The following is a 16,036-nucleotide window of genomic DNA, read 5'->3' as shown; positions in this document are numbered from 1 at the left end:
GTTCACCACACTCCGGGGACGACGCGGGGGTGGCCGGTGGCGTAGTCGCGGTAGGCGGGGATGGCCAGCAGTTCCCGCTCCTCGACGTGGATGCGCCTGGCGATGGCCAGGGCCAGGACGACCAGCAGCGCCACGCTGAACGGGTTGAGGAAGAACAGCACCAGCCCGGTGTGCCCGAGCAGCATGCCCGCGTAGGCGGGGTGACGGACCACCCGGTACGGCCCGGTGCGGACGATCACGTGGTCGTCGCGGCGGATCACGTGGTGCGAGTAGAACTGCCCGAGCGTGCGCATCGCGATCTGCCGCAGCGCCACCCCGGAGACGAACATCAGGGCGGGCAGTACGGCCAGCGGGCTCAGCCGCTGCCAGGGGAACGGCCCCAGGAGCGCCGCGGCGATCACGGCGACCCTGGCGCCTCCGTAGAACAGGAGGGTGGCGACCTCGCGGGGCGGGGCGGACGGCCTGCGGAACGTGACGGGCGTCTCCAGGGCGACCCAGACCAGGTTGGCCACGGCGAAGACTGCGGCGGCCAGGTGCGGTGGCTCACCCGCCCGGCCGAGGTGCACGACCAGTCCCGCGACGTTGGCGGTCACGGCGAGCAGGAACAGCACGGGGATGATGTAGCCGGTCCACGCCCTGGGTGTGACCGGTGAGGGGGTGCCGCTCACTCCTGTTCTCCGTTCTGGCGAATCCTCTGGTAGGAGGCGGGGCTGAGGGCTCTGGAGCCGTAGGACAGCGAGCCGATCGGCACGCCCTGGCCGGTCGCCGTCCCACGGCTCACGGTGAGGTCGAAGGTGCCCCGGTTGCCCCGGGGCGGCTGGGTCGGCCAGCGCAGTGTGAGCCGTTCGGCGCGTGGGGGCGCGGCGGGCAGGTCCGCGGCCAGTCTGAGCCAGAGCATCACCGCGTCGCGGGGCCGTTCGTGCGCCAGGTGACTGGCGGCGGTCGCGAACTGCCGCCCCGCCTCGATCATCTCCTCAAGGCCGTAGTGCTCGTTGCCGTGCCTGAACAGGAAGTGCCCGACGGGCGGGGGGACGAGCGGCACCACGTACTCCTCGCGCTCACCGTCGTGGGAGCCCGTGCTCTCACCGTCGTGGGAGATCGTGGGTTCGCCGATCAGCACGTTCCTCGGGTCGGCGCGGTGCGCGAGCCCTCCCTCGATCGGTGCCGGAGACACCGCGGGACCCTGTTCCTCGGGGGACTCCGACCTCGGCTCCTCCGTGAGGGCGACCGTGCCCGCGCACACCGGCCGGTCCTCCTGCAGGGCCAGTACGGTCCACTCCCCCCGCTCGTCCGAGAGTTCGGCGGACAGGTCGACCCCGGGACCGAGTTCGCACATCGAGGTGAACTCGAACGACAGGCGCACCCGGTGGTCCCGTGACAGGACCGCGTGGTCGCGCAGCAGGTCGAGCAGTCCGGTCACCAGCAACATGCCCGGGACGTGGTCGAGGGGGTGGTCGAAGAAGAAGGGGTGGTTCTGGTCCACACACAACGTGGCGCCGTACCGCCCTGGCCGTCCCTCAGCCGGAGTGATGACGTTCAGCCAGTCCGACGCCGGAGCGCCGAACGACGTGCCCAGATGGTGATGGGATACCAATGCACAAACCTCCAGCATGGAGTGCGGTGAACAGGGTCAGGCGAATACGGCGGCCCGAAAAAAACGCCACCATCAATCGAAAAACCCTCCGATCTCCCGGTGTGCGCGACCGAAAACACGGATTCAACACGACCAATTCGCAGAGCGAACATCATCGCCGGATTCGGGTTGCGCATCTTCCAAATTGCTCTATTTCGGAGAATATGTTGACAGTGCCCGTTTGGAATAGGTCTGTCGTGTTACCTGGGCAAAGATGGCAATCCACCGGCGACTACGACATCCCTAAGCATCCGAAACATGGACATAGGTCACGAAAGTATGTTTTTGGCCGACCCTGATGCCCGTCCGGCGCCCCGCCCTGGACCCGCACCGGAGCACCCCTCAGGCCTCCGGACCCCCGTCCGCCCCTCACGCCGAGAACACGGGCCTCACAACGGCGGCCGAAGAAAGGCGATCCGAGCCCCGGCCGCCGGCCGGTACCCGACCGAGCCCGCCCGGGGAAAGGGGACCGACTCGGCCCACAGCGCGTTCCCCGGGCGTTTCTCAAGGTCAGGACATACCTGATCGTGGAATATCCCCCATCGGGCTGCTTCCTGGTGGAGAAACCACGTCATCGGCCATTAGGTTCGTATGTTCGGATGTTACGGTGATGGAGTTTTCGGCCGCTCCCGTCTCGTGGAGGCGGATCGGCTTCCCCTCCCGGGAAACGCCATTCCGGCCCGCGAAACGCCTTTCACGAACCCCCACGCGAAAACATGGAGGCAGACGTGGCCGCGCCCATCACCCATGACCAGTGGAAGTCCGTACGTTCCGCCCTCAGGCGGGTCGGCGACCGGTTCACCGAGATGGTCGTCTCGGCGCCCGACGCCCGCGCGGAGGTGACCCCCGGCTGGTCGGTCTCCGAGACCGCCGCCCACCTGACCGTCGTCGCCTGGCTCTACACCTCCCTGGTACGGCCCGCGGAGGTGCCCAACCCGTTCCCCGTCCTGGACGGGTGGCTGGACGACATCACCGTCGACGACATCGACGACTTCAACGAGCTGACGCTGCGCGACTTCACCGAACGCGACCCGCACAGGCTCGCCGAACTGCTGAACACCCACATCGACGACCTGCTCACCTCGACCGAGGACTTCGACCCGACGCTGCCGGTCTCCTGGCTCGGCGGCTCCCGCGTCCCGGTCGCCGGGATCCTCGCCCACCTGCTCAACGAACTGCTGCTGCACGGCCACGACATGGGACGCGCCCTCGGCATGACGTGGCGGATCGCCTCCGCGGACGCGGCCTTCTTCGTCGAGCTGTTCATGGCCGGGGTCGTCCGCCACGGTTCCGGACGACTGCTGGAGACCGGCCAGCCCCGCTCCGAACGCCCGATCGCGGTCGAGTTCCGCTCGCCGTACATCACCACCGTGACGATGGTCCTGCGCGACGGGCGGGTGACGCTCGGGGAGCCGGGGCGCAGGCCGGACGTGCGGGTGACCTTCGACCCGGCGGTCTTCAACCTGATGATGTTCGGCCGCATCGGCAAGCTGCGGGCCCTGCTCAGCGGCCGGGTGACGATCGGCGGGCCCCGTCCCTGGCTGCTGCCCGCCTTCCTGCGCGTCGTCCACATGCCCTGAGGCCCTTTCCGGACTTTTCCGGATTTCTGCACCCTTTCGCCAATTTTCCCCTCATATGTCGACTGCTCTCTCGGGCGTCGGCGGCGAGAACCGTGAGCGGCTCTCATACTTCCCGGCCGATATCCGGATTTCCTTCCAGGCAAGATCCAAGTTGCCTCCAAGTCCTCTCCAAGGGGCCGGATGAAGGATCGGTCTCGTTGAAGCGAGAAACCGATGGAGGTGTGGAATGACTGTTCGCATCGATGACCTGGACGGCTCCGCCGAGGTACTGGGCGCCGTGGTCGGCGGTCGGCCGCCGATGACGCCCCCGACCCCGAGGTACGCCTCTTCGCTGGGCAACGGCACCCAGGGCGACCCGCTGCCCGACATTTCCTGAAAGTAAATGGATGGTGCCCGTACGGGTGCACGGGCACCATCCGCCTTCCCGCGGAGAAACCCGTGATCCTGGTAATCAGCAGAAAAGAAGACCTCGCGGTCAACCTGGTCCTGCCCGAACTCACCGAGCGAGGAATCGAAACGCTCTGGTGGGATCCGGGCGACTATCCCACCGAGAGCCGGATCACCTCGCGCCTGACCGGCGGGCGGTGGCGGCACACCCTGGTGACGAACGGCACCGAGTACGACTTCTCCCTCTTCAGCGCCGTCTGGAACCGCAGGCCCTCCCGGCCCAGGGCGGCGGACGTCGTGACGGACGAGACGCACCGCGACTACGTCCGGAAGATCGCGCGCTTCCACCTCAACGGGTGGGAGGACACCCTGGACGCGCGCTGGTTCCCCGCCCGCACCGCCGACGTGCTCCGCACCCAGAACAAGCTGCTCAACCTCGCCGCCGCCGCCGAACTCGGTTTCACCGTCCCGGAGACGACCGTCACCAACAGCCCCGAAGGACTCATCGAGGTCTGGGAGGAGACGGAGGGCCGGATGATCGCCAAGGAGGTCGAGTTCGTGGAGTTCGGGATCGACGGCATGGGCCACAACTTCTACACGACCCCGGTCTCCCGGCGGCATCTCACCGGCAGGCACCGCCTGGCCCACGCCCCCGTGATCCTGCAGCCCTACGTGGACAAGGCCGTGGAGCTGCGGATCACCGTCGTGGGCGACCAGGTCTTCACCGCCGAGATCCACTCCCAGGGCTCGAAGGCGACCCGCCACGACTACCGGCACTACGAAGGCCACTTCTCCAAGTACGCCGTCCACGACCTGCCCAAGGACATGGAACGGCGCTGCGTCGAACTGGTCCGTTCCCTGGACCTGGCCTTCGGCTGCATCGACGTGATCCTCACCCCGGAAGGCGAGTACGTGTATCTGGAACTCAACCCCAACGGACAGTGGGGATGGATCGAGGAGTTCACCGACCTGCCCATCTCCAGGGCGATCGCCGACTGGCTCGCCGCCGGAGAACCCGCCGTCGGGGTGGACGGGCCGACCCGGCAGGGGGTCCCGGCGTGAGCGGGTTCCCCGAGACGCTCGCCGGGGCCGTCGAACTGCTGCGCGAGCTGCCGCGCAGGCGTGAGGCCGTACCGGACGCCCGGGAGAGGGTCGCCGCGTGGCGCGCGACCCACCCCGAGAGCCTGGCCCAGCTCGTGGTCGACGTACGGCCCGGCACCCCGATCGTCGACTACGACCTGGTCCTCGACCACCCCGACGGCGGCTGCGTCGCCATCACCGCCCCCGCCGAGGACGGCGTCCCGTGGACGGCCGAGCACTCCACGCACTGGGCCGCGAGCAACGTGCTGTCCGTGGACGGCCAGCAGCTCTCCGTACAGACCGCCCTGTTCACGCTGAAGGCGCTCGCCGACCGCGACCGGACCGTGCACGACGACCTCATCGACTACTGCCTCCTCATCCTGGAGAGCTGGCAGGAGCCGGCCCCCTCCCAGGAGGAGCTCCAGCGGGCCTCCGACGACTTCCGCAGGCACCGCGGCCTGCACAGCCGCGCCGACATGCTGCGCTGGCTCGAAGAGGTCGGCCTGACACCCGGCGCCTACGACAACCACCTGCACTCGCTGGCCAAGATGCGCGGTTTCCGTGCCCGTAGGGAGGCCGAGTCGGCCGAGGCCTACTTCGCGGAGCACGCCGCGGAGTTCGACCGGGTCTCGGCGGTGTGGGCGACCGGCTCCGAGGAGCGGCTGACGGAGCTGGCCGGGCGCGACGACCCCTTCGCCGCGCTCGGGGAGGCGGTCGCCCGGCCGGTCGGGGACCTCACCGTCCACGTGGCCGACCGGTCGGCGTCCGAACTGCCCGCCCCGCTGCGCGAGCTGGGTGAGGGCGAGGCCACCGGTCCGGTGCCCCACCGGGACGGATTCCTGTTCGGAGCCGTACGGCGCCGCGACCCCGCGCGCCCCGACGGGCCGACACTGGCCGCGGCGGGCAGGGCCGCCTTCACCGCCTTCCTCGCCGACCGGCGGGCGAAGGCCAGGATCGAGTGGTACTGGCTGTGACCCGTCCCCGGCTCAGGCCGGAGCCAGCACCCCGTCACGGAGTTCGAGGACCCGGTCGGCCAGCGTGATCAGGGCGGGGTCGTGCGTGGCGACCAGCGCCGTGACGCCCTCGCTGCGGACCAGGGCGCGGATCAGCCGCATGATCTGGCGGCCGGTCTGCGAGTCGAGCTGGCCGGTCGGCTCGTCGGCGATCAGCAGCCGGGGACGGTTGGCCAGCGCCCGCGCGACGGCCACCCGCTGCCGCTGGCCTCCGGACAGCTCGTAGGGCCGCTGGTCGGCGTGCTCGGCCAGCCCGACGAGGGAGAGCAGCACCCGCACCCGGTCCTCACGCGCGGCCGTCGGCGTACGGCTGAGCCGCATCGGCACCCCGACGTTCTCGGCCGCCGACAGCACCGGGATCAGCCCGAACGACTGGAAGACGAAGCCGACCACGTCCCTGCGCAGGGCCAGCAGCCCCTCCTCGGGCAGCGCGGTCACCTCGTGCCCGGCGACCGTCACCCGGCCCGCGTCCGGCCGGTCCAGACCGCCGACCAGGTTGAGCAGGGTCGTCTTGCCCGACCCGGAACGCCCCCTGACCGCGACCAGTTCCCCGGGGGCCGCCTCGAAGGACACCTCGCGCAGGGCGACGACCTCCTTGGGGCCACTCCGGTAGACCCTGCGCAGCCCCTCGACGGCGACCAGCGACTCCTCAGTCCCCATCCTCGTCCTCCATCTCGCCGGCCTTCCTGCCCGGACCGTCGGCGACCTCCTCCGGCCAGACGCCGATGTGGTCGCTCTCCAGCCGCAGGCGGACGCGGCGTTCCATGTTCAGCTCGCTCGTGAAGTCCCTGGGCAGCTGCAGGCGGCCGACACGGTCGAGCACGGCGTACTCCTCCGCCACGACCAGCCCGTCCGAGGAGGCGCGGCGGAGCGTCTCGCTGCTGGTCCGCCCGTCCCTGATGCCGACGGTCCGGTCCACCTGCCCGGAGACCATGGCGTCGTGGGTGACGATCACCGTGGTGACGCCGAGTTCGCGGTTGGCCCCGCGCAGCGCGGCGAACACCGCCTCCGAGCTCTCGCTGTCCAGCTCTCCGGTCGGCTCGTCGGCCAGGATGACCTGCGGGGAGTTGGCCAGGGCGACCGCGATGGCCACCCGCTGCTGTTCGCCGCCGGACATCTCCGCCGGTCTGCGTTTGGCGCAGTACCCCACGCCCAGCAGGTCGAGCAGTTCCGTGGCCCGGTCGCGCCGCCGTCTGCCCGCCAGGCGCGTCGGCAGTTCGACGTTCTCCGCGGCGCTCAGGTAGGGCAGGAGGTTGCGGGAGGTCTGCTGCCAGATGAAGCCGACCACCTGGCGCCGGTACCTCAGCCGGTCGCGCGCCGTCATCGCCAGCAGGTCGACCCCGGCGACCCTGGCCACCCCGGCGGTCGGCACGTCGAGCCCGGACAGCACGTTGAGCAGTGTGGACTTGCCCGAGCCCGAGGCTCCGACGATCGCGACCAGCTCACCCTTCTCGATCAGCAGGTCGAGACCCTGCAGGGCGACCACCTCGACACCCTCGGTCTTGTAGATGCGCACCAGGTTGTCGCACAGGATGTGCGCGCCCTCCCCGAAGGCGGGGCCGTGCCGTACGGCCTCGGCCTCAAGCTCCGCCAGCGAGGTGTCCGCCAGTCCGCTCACCGTCACTCTCCCTCTCTCAGGCGCGGGGCGACCGCGCGCCCGAGCGTCGCGTACACGAAGGCCCCGAGGACGGCCGCCGCCGCCAGGCCCGCGGTCAACAGGACCGGTGTGGTCAGGTCGGCGGGATAGACCTCGACCGCGAGACCCCCGGTGTAGGCCCGCAGGTCGATCCCGGGCCCCAGTACGGCGGGCAGCGCGAGGCCGAGCAGCATCCCGGCCAGCGCGGTCAGCACGATCATCGGGGCGATCTCAAGCACGGTCAGCCGGCGGGCCTGGGCCGTCGACAGTCCCAGGGCCCGCAGGTGGGACAGGGTGCCGGTGCGGTCGGCGCCGCCGGTCACCAGGGCGACGAGTACCGCGGCCAGCGCGTAGCAGACCAGGGCGATCGTGACGACGGTGAAGGCCCGTTCGATCGTCGCGGTGAACGGCGCCCCCACGATGTCGGCGAGGACGTCGTCGAGGCTCGTCACCTGCACGTCCGGCATGCCGGCCGCGGCCCTCAGCTGTTTGGCGTCCATGCCGGCGCCGTCGATGAACACCGTGTTGACCGGGGAGCCGTCCGGCGGGGCCACGACCAGGGGGCCGCCGCCGTACATGCGGGGCAGGCCGACGGCGACGCCGCCGGGGGTCAGCGCGCGCGAGGTCTTGGCGACCAGTTCGATCGGCCCCCGGCCTGCGAGGTCGGGCGAGACCAGCACCGGCGCGTCCGGCAGGACCAGAGGGCTGCCGGACAGCAGAGCCCGGTAGGCGCGCGTGTCGACGCCGAGCACGATGACCTGCTGCATGTCGGGTCTGACCATGGCGGTGCTCCGCGTCGCGGGGACGACGTTCCTGACCCCGGGAACCTGCCTGATCCTCTCGACCGCCTCCGGGGTGAGGGGCAGGGCGCTGTCCAGCCGGGCTCGGGCGCCGACCTGCTGCCATCCCGAGGCCTGCTGTGTCGTGGCCAGCCCACCGGAGATCACGGTGCCGAACACCGCGACCGCCAGCGCGGGCAGTAGGATCAGCACCGACAGCGTGGCGGCGGGCCTGGCCCTGGCCGCGAGGGTCAGGCCGAGGAACGGCACCGCGGGCCGCAGCCTGGCGGCCAGCCGTACGGCCAGGCGCAGCGGGTAGGGGTAGCAGCGCAGCACGACCAGCGCGACGGCCACGGTCAGCCCGGCGGGCACCAGGATCAGGAAGGGGTCGGAGCCCCGTTCGCCCGTCTGGGTGGTGAGTCCGCGCTGACGCAGCAGGTAGGTCCCGGCGAGGGCGAGCACGACGACCGCGGCCTCGGCGGTGATCCGCCGGGGCGAGGGGCGGGAGGTCGCGACGTCGTCACGCCGGTCGGCGCGCGGCCACCGGTGGTCCAGGGCCTGCCCGGCGGCCAGCAGCGCGGTGACGGCCACGACGACGAGCGGGCCGAGGTGCACGAAGAGGGTGAGCGGTCCAGGCAGCGCGTAGGACAGGGCGTAGCCCGCCACCCCGGCGGGCACCGCGACCGCCGCGACCGTCGCGGCGGTCGTCGCGGCGATCCCGGGCAGGGAGGCTCCCCTGGCCCGGATGAGGACCAGGCTGTGGCGCATGCGTTCGGCCAGCAGCCGTACGACCAGCGCGATCACACCGAGCGACACGGTGAGCAGGCCACCGATGACGAACAGCAGCAGCGACTCCGCCACGCGCATCCGGCTCAGGTGTTCGTCGAGCAGGAAGTCGAGCCCGGTGTCGAGGGAGCCGGGCGAGGTGCCGTCGAGCACGACCGGGACGGCCCCCCGGAAGGCGCGCACCGCCTCGGCGAGTTCGGGTGCCCGCAGGGTCGTGACCGCGGGGCCGTTGACGCCGATCACCCACTGGTAGGTGACGTTGGGGTACATCGCGCCCAGCTCGGGCAGGGCGGTTCCGGCGACCAGCCCGGTGGCGTACCAGTCGTCGGTGTCGGCCCCGGGCTTGCGGATCTTCATGACCCGGCGGAAGGCCTCGTTGTGCCGCCAGTAGCCGCTGTCCGGCTCGATCGGCTCGAACAGCCCGGTGACCGTGGCCGACAGCTTCTGCAGGCCGCCGAGCTGCACCGTCGAGCCGACGGGCATCCGCATCTCCTCGGAGGCCTGCTTCGCCAGCGCCACCTCGAACAGCGGTCCGTCGTCCAGCTTCTTCGGCTCCCCCGGCGGACGGCCCTCGACATAGCGGACATACCGCTCGGTGCCGGAGACCCAGCCCAGGTTCAGGTACTGGTAGGAGCGCACCTCGCCGTCCACGGCGAACACGGGGTTCTCGCTCTTGCGCACCATGTGGTGGCTGCTCCCGGCGCCCTGCGCCGCCACGGCCCGGCGGAGTGCGGAGGGCAGTTCCGCCCTGAACCTCCGGTCCGCGTCCAGCAGCACGGCCGGGGTGAGCGGCTCCTGCGGGGGACCGTTGCGCCTGCTGACCACCGTCAGGTCCGTACGCTTCGGCTCGCTCTTGGCCATGGCGTCACGCAGTGCCTCGTCGTAGGCGGTCTGGGTGACCTTGGGCACGGCGGCGACCAGCAGGCAGGCGCTGAGCACCAGCAGGCCGAGCACGGCGGCGACGCCCCGGTTGACCCGTACCTGTGTCCAGGGGTTCATCGGTCCTCCCCGATCCGCAGGGCGCCGCCCATGCCCCGGCGCCGCAGCGCACGGGCCAGCACGGCGACGATCGCGAACAGCAGCACGGCGACCGTGACCAGCAGCCCCAGCGTGGCCGGCCACGGGATGTCCAGCAGCACCCTCGGGGTCACGGCCGTGGCCTGGCCCGTCAGCACGATGTACGGCACGACCAGCGACGCGACGACCACGGCGACCCCGGTCCCGGCCGCCAGGGACAGGCCGATCAGGAAGGCCTGTTCGACCGCGAGCATCGTGAACACCTGCCGGAAGCCGACGCCGAGGGCGCCCAGGATGGCGAACTCGGACGTTCGCTCCCTGGCCGCGACGGCGGCGTTGACGACGAAGCCGAGGACGGCGAAGGAGAGCGCGGCCAGGAAGCCGAGCGTCAGCGCCCCCCTGAGCCCGCCGGCGAGCGGGTCGTCCCTGAGGCCGTCGGCCAGTGAGGACAGGTCGACCACGGTCGTCTCCCAGCCGGGGTGGCGGCTGAGTTCGGCGGCCGCCCCGGTGGTCTCGGCCCCGTCCGTGCTCAGCCACCACTCGGTCGGCATGCGCGGGTTGCGATGGCCGAGCATGTCCCACGCCTGCATCGTCTGCCAGTCGAGCAGTACGGCGGGCACACCGGACGTCGTCCCCGGCACCCCCTCCACGATCCCGGCGACCTTGATCACGGTGGTGTGCCGGTCGAAGGTGACCTTGGCCGTGGCGCCCGTGGTCAGGCGGAGTTTGGCGGCCAGGTCGGCGGTGAGGACGATCGGCAGCGGGCCGAGATGGTCGCCCTGTGGGGTTCCCTCACTGAAGAACACCGTCTCCTCCCGCACCTCCTTCGCCACGGGGGTGACCGTGACCCGCTGCGGGGCGAGCGCGTCGAACGGTTCGCGGCGCGGCGGGGCCTCGAACGAGGCGGTGAACAGCCCCTCCCCGGTCTCGAAGCCGCGTTCCTTGGCGGTCGTGGCCGAGAGCCCGTGGACCAGCCGCGTCCCCTCCGGCACGGTGATCTGGGCGCCGTCTCCCGTCCTGACGCCGAGCACGGCCGCCTCGAATCCGGCCCCCTCGATCGGCAGCGGCACGTCGACGACGATCGAGGCGACGGTCAGCGGATAGGTCAGCCGCCCGCTCCGCCCGCGCAGCGGCGTCAGGTCGAGTGCCGTCTCCCGCTCCCCGAGGCCGGGGAAGAAGCGGACGGGATACCTCGTGCCCGCGCCGTCGGCGAGCGTCAGCATCAGCCCCGTGTTGGCGTAGTCCTCGGTCTTCGCGGGGTCCTGGACGGTGAGGCGGGTCCGCACGAGCAGCCGGTCGGGGCGTCCGGGGACCGCCAGGCCGGGCAGCTTGGGGCGGGCCGCGGTGAGCCCGCGGGCGAGCGTGCCGATTGTCTCCTTCGACAGGTCGGGACGGAGCTTGAGCATGCCGGGCAGCTCGCTCCCGTCGACGGCCAGCAGGGTCGTCTCCTCACCCGCCAGTTCGCCGCCGCTCTGGTAGACCGGGCTGAGCGAGGTCACGCCGGGCAGCGACGTGTAGGCCGCCGCCCTGCCGAGCGGTCCCAGTTCGGCGTTCTCCGGCGGTGCGGCCACCCGCAGGTCGGCCCCGGCCTGGTGCCTGGCCTGGTCCTCCTGGGAGCCGCGCCAGGTGGCGGTGGTCGCCATGCTGACCACACCGATCGCGACGGCCATGGTCAGCAGCAGCGCGGGCCCCGAGTAGCGTCCCGGACGGCGGCTGACCTGCCAGGCGCCGAGCGCGGGCGCCAGGTCGACGCGGCGGGCGGCGAGCCGTTCCGCGATTTTGGAGACGGGCGGCACGACGCGCAGCCCGATCACGCCACCGCAGAGCAGGGCGGCGGCGGGACCGGCCACGATCAGCGGGTCGATGCCCAGTTCGCCCCCGGCGGTCGCGGTGACCGGGGCGCCGTAGTGCTGCAGCTGCCACACCGCGAGCGCCGCGACGACGAGCAGCACCACGTCCGCGCCCGCCCTTTGGAGCGGGCCGTACCGCTGGCCGCGCCCACGCGCCGTCTGCTCGGCCACATAGGTGCGGCGGGAGCCGCTGAGCGCGGGCAGCGTCATCAGTACGGCACAGCCGAGCGCCACCGCGACCGAGACCACGTAGGCGGTGAGGTAACCGGACGGCCCGACGTCGACCGCGACCGACGTGCCCGACGCCCCCGCCCAGGGGATGGCGTTGACCGCCCTGAGCAGCGGCAGGGCCAGCGGTGGGGCGAGCGCGGCGCACGGCAGCGCGACCAGCAGCGCCTCCCCCGCCGCGAGCAGCGCCAGCCGTACGGCACCGCCGCCTCGGGAGCGCAGCAGCGCGGTCTCCGTGCGCCGGTGGTCGGCCAGCAGCCGGGCCGTCAGCGTCAGCGCGTAGGCGGCCAGCAACAGCAGCTGCAGCACCGGCACGAGCATGGTCGAGCGGGCGACCAGGGTCGCGGTCGCGAGCTGGTTCAGCCGCTCCGGCAGGCGGGTGGCGAGTGTGCAGCCCTCACAGCCCGGCCTTCGCTTGAGCACCCCCTGCATGGCGCCGACCTCGGCGGCCAGGGGACGCAGCCCCTCCCTCGGCAGGGAGCGCAGGTCGGGAACGGCCAGCCAGGAGACCGAGGTGCCCGCGGCGAACCGGTCGAGGAACACTCCCTCGGACACCATGAGCGGTCCGTGGGTGACGTAGCCGCCGACCTCGATGCCCCGGGTGAGCAACGGCTGCCCCGCCCAGCGGCCCGAGTGGGAGTCCTTCAGTTCGAAGACACCGACGATCCTGACGCGGACCTTCGACTTGTCGAGTCGTCCCTCGACCGTGAAGGAGTCCCCGACGGCCATTCCGGTGTCCCGCGCGACGACGCCGGTGATCGCGGCCTCGACGACCTCGGTCCCGGTCTTCGGCCAGGCGCCCTTGACGAGCCGGGCGTGCTCGGCGAGACCCTGCTGGGTGCCGAACCTCAGCAGCTCCGGCTTGGACCTGCGCTCCTGGCCGGGCATGGCGTAGGAGTCCGACTGACCGTGCACCGTCACCACGACGGGCAGGCCCGCGTAGGTCTCGGCGACCTGCGCGCGCAGTGCCTTGTCCGTCGCCTCGAAGGTGCCCTCGTGCACCGGCGCGTTGACCATGGCGCCGGAGACCTCGATGGGAACGGTCTCCAGCGTACGGCGGACACCCGCGTCGACCACCGAGGTGGCGTAGACGCTCAGCCCGACCAGTGTGGTCGTGGCGAGCAGGATCGCCCCGAAAGCCGCGAACAACAGCAGTGGTTCACTGAGCGCGCGGCGCACGACCAGTGCCGTAGGCCTCGGCATGGCACCGCCTCCCCGAGCAGCGATTACATCCGTTGCCGCCACATTCCGGGTAAACGGCACTCCGGAACAAGTTCGGACGACGCACAGTGATGGAGCTGATATTTCAGGGCAATGTCAACGTGATATCGATCTCATGACATAAGGCTTTTCTCGCCATATATCCGCAGCTCAGCGGGCCATTTCGGAACGTCCAACATTGCCGTTCAACACCGGTTACCCCCCGAAAGGGCATGTAACCGGACAGTAGGATTCGGGCGTGGGACACCATATCTGCGCTCTCGTCGTGGCCGGGCGGATCGACGCCGACCGAGCCCGTTCGGTGGGGCTGCGCGCCGAACTCGTGCGCGACGGCGTCAGCGTCCTCCCGATCGACCACTACTTCTCGGCCTACTGGGCCGCGACCCGGGACCGTGACACACGACTCGACCTGCCCGACGGCCTCCCCGCCACCTTCCCCGGCGAGACGGTGCTGTGCGACCTCGTCCGCGAGGTGACCGGCGCCGAGGAGCCACGGTTCGCGATCATCCAGACCGAGTACTTCGCCGGCTTCGGCGACCAGTGGGCCGTGGCGTTCGCCGGTGAGCGACGGCTGACGGCCGACCAGGCCTCGATCAACGACGCCCTCGCCCTGCTCGGCGTCCAGGCGAAACCCCCGATGGACGAGTTCGACACGATCGGCCTCGGCACCTACCGAAACAACCCCGACCACCTGGACCGCTACGCCGACCTCTGCGACGAATTCGGCGTCTGACCGGACAGGGAATCAGCCCGAACTCAGACCGGCCGCCTGGCTCAGACCGGCCAGAAGGTCCTCGTTGAAGCTTCTCCACGAGGAGACCTCACAGATGGGACCCAACGGGTCGATGCGGTCCAGCAACTGACGGCGATGCTCGGGAAAACGCTTCTTGAACTTGTCCAGCCTCCGGCCGGACAGCCCCGAGGCCAGAGCGAGTTTCTCGGCGAGCATGGCCTTGGGGTCCGGAATCCTCTCCACGGACGCCGGCTTCGGGAGCCCCAGGTCCATCCTGCCGTTCGGGTTTCCCGCGACCTGCCGGATGTTGCGCTCGTCCAACATGAGCCACGCCTCGGTCATGCGAATCGGGATGGCTCCCATGAAGGGAGTGTCCGGCATGACCGCCTCGACGGCCTGTCTGATCTCATGCAGACGACGCTCCCTGCCGTCGCCGTCGGCGTCACGGTGGACGATCACCAGCTCGTAGACGCCGCCGATCTCCTTGATCGTCTCCAGTTTCGACCTGACCGTCCTCTGGCGCGACTGGGGGAATCTCTCCGTGAGGGGATCGGTGACGACGACCCTGAAACCGTATTCGGTCGCTATACGCCTGATATGAGTTGTGATACCGCCGTCACTGCTTCCTTCGCCAAGAAACAAGACACGCAGAATCACGCGATCCCCAGGGTGAGTTGAGCTCCGGGCGGGGCCGTAAGGTAAGGCAGTATATCCGCCTTGGTAACGGCCCTGCCTGTCGAATTCTCATTGTCCCGCCAGGAACCCGCGAGAGGGCGCAGTTGGAGCGCGCGCGTCATCGTGCCGTCCGGCGCCTGCCGGATATCCACCTCGGCGAAAAGAAGATCCTGGGGATCGACCAACTGGACGACCGCGGGCGAATGGGTGTTCACAATCACCTGTCGGAATGGATTGTCCAGCCCCGGCGCCTCCTCGGCGTCAACCGCCAGATCTTCCACCAGATGGACCATCGCATTGAGATTAGCCGGATGTATGCCGTTCTCTGGCTCTTCCATGCACAGAAGACCTTCGACCGACGGGTCCTCCAGGAGAACGCAGAGAGCCAGAAAGCGGAGGGTTCCCTCGGACAGGCTCCTCGCGGGCAGGGCGAGCCCGCCCGACTCGACGAGCTGTACCGTGAGCAGTTCCCGCACGTCGTCCTGGTCGACCCGAAGACCTCTGACGTCGACACCCGACAGGTCGGCCAGCCGACCGGCGACCCTCGCGTAGACCCGCTCCGGGTCACCGTCCTCGTAGGCGATACGGAAAAGCGCCGCCGCGAGATGCCGCCCCGTCGGATCCATCTGACGCCGGTCGACGTAGCGGTCGGCCGTCCGGAGCGCGGAGGGTTCGAGGGCCAGCCGCCGCCAGGACTGCATCTCCCTCCTGGCGGCCAGAATGGTGGGGTCTTCGCTGCTCGTGACCGTGCTCACGACCGTCGCCGGGGCCCGGGACGCGGCGGCGGGAATCGACTTCCACCTGTTCACACCGTCCTGGTGGATGCTGATGATCGGCTGACCGTCGGCGTCCTTCGTCGTCGAGATGAAGGCGGTGCCCGCCCTGCGCCCGTGAAGCACCGCCTTACGAAAGTGACCGGCGCTGTGCCTGAAGCGGAGCTTGTCCGGTGCGTCCCCCAGCCTGATGTGCTGCAGGTTCTCCGTCAGAAGGCTCAGGCGGCCGATCTTCTCGATTCCCCCTGGGGGAATGTAGCCGATCTCCAGCTCGTAGCGCAGAAAGGTGGTCGTAGGCGTGGCAGGACGGCCGAAATCGTCTTCGATCTCGCCCGGGACGATCATCTCCACCGCGAACCGCATCGTGTGATGGGCACCGGAATATCCGTTCCAGAATAGGTCGCGAGGATCACCCAGGCGTTCACCGTGAACACCGCGAACCTCCTGGGCGGCTTCGATCAGAGACTTGTCCGCCAGCAGGCTGATGAATTGAATGGCGTCGAAGATATTCGACTTTCCGGTGCCGTTGACGCCCGCGATACATGTGAAAGGACCAAGATCCACCTCGAACTGCAGGAGATTCTTGAATCCGTCGACCTCTAGTCTTGTAAGCATCAGCGCCTTCCCACCCGCCCCATGTTATCG

13 protein-coding genes are annotated in these 16,036 nt (G+C 70.2%); 5 read left to right on the top strand and 8 right to left on the bottom strand.

Going from position 1 to position 16,036, the window contains the following annotated elements:
- Nucleotides 1-2 precede the first annotated feature (2 nt).
- Nucleotides 3-668, bottom strand: a complete 666-nt coding sequence (locus ABT340_RS38290) for a methyltransferase family protein (RefSeq protein ID WP_352015823.1) — start codon at nucleotides 666-668, stop codon at nucleotides 3-5.
- Nucleotides 665-1,594, bottom strand: a complete 930-nt coding sequence (locus ABT340_RS38285) for an AfsA-related hotdog domain-containing protein (RefSeq protein ID WP_352015822.1) — start codon at nucleotides 1,592-1,594, stop codon at nucleotides 665-667. The genes ABT340_RS38290 and ABT340_RS38285 overlap by 4 nt, the downstream gene beginning before the upstream one ends.
- Before the next feature lie 767 nt (nucleotides 1,595-2,361).
- Between ABT340_RS38285 and ABT340_RS38280 the strand changes: the two genes are divergently transcribed.
- From ABT340_RS38280 to ABT340_RS38265, 4 genes are all read left to right on the top strand, one after another.
- Nucleotides 2,362-3,213 carry a maleylpyruvate isomerase N-terminal domain-containing protein gene (locus tag ABT340_RS38280; RefSeq protein WP_352015821.1) on the top strand — a complete coding sequence of 284 codons (852 nt, stop codon included), beginning with the start codon at nucleotides 2,362-2,364 and terminating at the stop codon, nucleotides 3,211-3,213.
- 226 nt (nucleotides 3,214-3,439) lie between these two features.
- On the top strand, nucleotides 3,440-3,589 hold the full coding sequence (locus ABT340_RS38275; RefSeq protein ID WP_352015820.1) for a hypothetical protein: 150 nt from the start codon (nucleotides 3,440-3,442) through the stop codon (nucleotides 3,587-3,589).
- Between the two features lie 62 nt (nucleotides 3,590-3,651).
- Nucleotides 3,652-4,662 (top strand): MvdC/MvdD family ATP grasp protein, encoded by a 1,011-nt coding sequence (locus ABT340_RS38270; protein ID WP_352015819.1) that lies wholly within the window; start codon nucleotides 3,652-3,654, stop codon nucleotides 4,660-4,662.
- Nucleotides 4,659-5,654 carry a TIGR04500 family putative peptide maturation system protein gene (locus tag ABT340_RS38265; protein ID WP_352015818.1) on the top strand — a complete coding sequence of 332 codons (996 nt, stop codon included), beginning with the start codon at nucleotides 4,659-4,661 and terminating at the stop codon, nucleotides 5,652-5,654. Before ABT340_RS38270 ends, ABT340_RS38265 begins: the two co-directional genes overlap by 4 nt.
- A gap of 12 nt (nucleotides 5,655-5,666) precedes the next feature.
- Here ABT340_RS38265 and ABT340_RS38260 read toward each other — a convergent pair whose 3' ends face one another.
- The 4 genes from ABT340_RS38260 to ABT340_RS38245 are packed head-to-tail and all read right to left on the bottom strand — an operon-like array spanning nucleotide 5,667 to nucleotide 13,192.
- Nucleotides 5,667-6,353 (bottom strand): ABC transporter ATP-binding protein, encoded by a 687-nt coding sequence (locus ABT340_RS38260; protein ID WP_352015817.1) that lies wholly within the window; start codon nucleotides 6,351-6,353, stop codon nucleotides 5,667-5,669.
- The gene (locus ABT340_RS38255; RefSeq protein WP_352015816.1) at nucleotides 6,343-7,311 is read right to left on the bottom strand and encodes an ABC transporter ATP-binding protein; all 969 of its coding nucleotides are present in this window, start codon (nucleotides 7,309-7,311) and stop codon (nucleotides 6,343-6,345) included. Before ABT340_RS38255 ends, ABT340_RS38260 begins: the two co-directional genes overlap by 11 nt.
- 2 nt (nucleotides 7,312-7,313) lie before the next feature.
- Nucleotides 7,314-9,893, bottom strand: coding sequence for an FtsX-like permease family protein (locus tag ABT340_RS38250; RefSeq protein ID WP_352015815.1), 2,580 nt, complete (start codon nucleotides 9,891-9,893; stop codon nucleotides 7,314-7,316).
- Nucleotides 9,890-13,192 carry an ABC transporter permease gene (locus tag ABT340_RS38245; protein WP_352015814.1) on the bottom strand — a complete coding sequence of 1,101 codons (3,303 nt, stop codon included), beginning with the start codon at nucleotides 13,190-13,192 and terminating at the stop codon, nucleotides 9,890-9,892. Before ABT340_RS38245 ends, ABT340_RS38250 begins: the two co-directional genes overlap by 4 nt.
- 256 nt (nucleotides 13,193-13,448) lie before the next feature.
- Between ABT340_RS38245 and ABT340_RS38240 the strand changes: the two genes are divergently transcribed.
- The gene (locus ABT340_RS38240) at nucleotides 13,449-13,943 is read left to right on the top strand and encodes a hypothetical protein (RefSeq protein ID WP_352015813.1); all 495 of its coding nucleotides are present in this window, start codon (nucleotides 13,449-13,451) and stop codon (nucleotides 13,941-13,943) included.
- Between the two features lie 12 nt (nucleotides 13,944-13,955).
- Here ABT340_RS38240 and ABT340_RS38235 read toward each other — a convergent pair whose 3' ends face one another.
- Together ABT340_RS38235 and ABT340_RS38230 are read right to left on the bottom strand one after the other, a co-directional pair.
- The gene (locus ABT340_RS38235; RefSeq protein WP_352015812.1) at nucleotides 13,956-14,600 is read right to left on the bottom strand and encodes a hypothetical protein; all 645 of its coding nucleotides are present in this window, start codon (nucleotides 14,598-14,600) and stop codon (nucleotides 13,956-13,958) included.
- On the bottom strand, nucleotides 14,597-16,006 hold the full coding sequence (locus ABT340_RS38230) for an AAA family ATPase (RefSeq protein WP_352015811.1): 1,410 nt from the start codon (nucleotides 16,004-16,006) through the stop codon (nucleotides 14,597-14,599). The genes ABT340_RS38235 and ABT340_RS38230 overlap by 4 nt, the downstream gene beginning before the upstream one ends.
- Nucleotides 16,007-16,036: the final 30 nt, after the last annotated feature.

The sequence above is a fragment of the Streptosporangium sp. NPDC000239 genome (genome assembly GCF_040300765.1).
GTDB lineage: Bacteria > Actinomycetota > Actinomycetes > Streptosporangiales > Streptosporangiaceae > Streptosporangium.
This window is presented reverse-complemented; position numbering and strand designations above follow the sequence as displayed.